The sequence below is a fragment of the Streptomyces sp. NPDC058678 genome (genome assembly GCF_042714835.1).
GTDB lineage: Bacteria > Actinomycetota > Actinomycetes > Streptomycetales > Streptomycetaceae > Streptomyces.
This window is the reverse complement of the sequence record NZ_JBHXSG010000171.1, coordinates 1-1,160: the sequence shown is the minus strand read 5'-3', so window position 1 is coordinate 1,160 and position 1,160 is coordinate 1. Positions and strand designations below refer to the sequence as shown.

Sequence of the window (1,160 nt, the reverse complement as noted above, 5' to 3'; positions counted from 1 at the left end):
TCTCGGTCACTCCCGCAGAAGCGGCGACGTCGGTCGGGATGTAGGTGATGGCGACCTGCACGGGAACGTCGTTGGCGAACATCTCCCGTGCCCGGATGGCGACCTGGGTGCCGGCCTCGATGCCGAGGAGGCGCGCGACCTTCTCGGGTGCGTTCTCCTGACCCGGTTCCGTCGTCCACCTGGGCTGAAGCCCGTGCTGGCGAACCTCGGCGTCGAACGCGCCACGCGCGCCCTGCGCTTCGCGGAAAGCCGCGGTGTAGCGGGTCGGAACCTGTCGAAGGATCACGGGGATGGGCTGCACAAGTGCCTTCTTTCCTCGTCGGATTAGTACGCCCTCGGCCATCAGGTGAGCGACGGCCTTGTTCACGAGCGCCCTGCTGCTGCCGAGGGCGTCTGCCAGCTCGGTCTCAGAGGGCAGAGCGGTACCCGGCTCCTGGCCCGCGACGAACGCGCGTACGGCCTTGATCGTCTCGGGCAGGCTCGGCTTCTCGCTGGTCATGTGTCTTCTCCTGAAGCGATGGGTTGCGCCACAACGTAACACTTGGCGCCACATTACAGCGCGTCGAGTTCGATGCTGTAGCCATCGCTTGCATTGTTACACAATCCCTGTCACTGTGATGACGAACACGACGGCCCCGGGTCGGTGTCCTACCACCGTGCCCGGGGCCTGAGACCGAACCCGTCTGCCACACAGAAGGGACCGATCCTGCGATGGATCGTATCGACGGACGCCCCGCGTCTTCGCAGGCAGCGCCGCTGTCTCCCGCTTCTACGGAGCGGCTTGACCGGCTGTTCCAGCTCTACTCCTCCCGGGTCCTGGCCTACGCCGCGACCCGTGCCAAGCGCCCCGCTGACGCCGACGACATCGCCGGTCTCGCCTGGGTCAAGGCGTGCGTGACCGTGCACCGCTTGCAGGGCCCGGACAGTGCCGCCCTGCCGTGGCTGATGTGCATCACCTACCGGGCCGCGGCCACGTACTACGCCCCCAAGCGGGCGGACGAGCAGCCCCAGGACTGGACGGACGCCACGGCGTCCTTCTCCCTCCCGACCGCCCCGCCGGCGGACGAGTCCGCGGACGTCCTGGTGCTGTCGGGGCTCTCCGCCCAGCAGGCCCGGTGCGTGAAGCTCGCCGCCCAGGGCCTGTCCCACTCCGCCCTCGC

2 protein-coding genes are annotated in these 1,160 nt (G+C 68.4%); one reads left to right on the top strand and one right to left on the bottom strand.

Translation table 11 applies throughout. The annotated features are described in order from the left end of the window. A partial coding sequence (locus tag ACFWWR_RS48550; RefSeq protein WP_384310784.1) for a GntR family transcriptional regulator occupies window positions 1-499 on the bottom strand: 499 nt, incomplete at its 3' end. A gap of 212 nt (window positions 500-711) precedes the next feature. Between ACFWWR_RS48550 and ACFWWR_RS48545 the strand changes: the two genes are divergently transcribed. After that, on the top strand, window positions 712-1,160 hold a 449-nt coding region (locus ACFWWR_RS48545), incomplete at its 3' end, for an RNA polymerase sigma factor (RefSeq protein WP_384310782.1).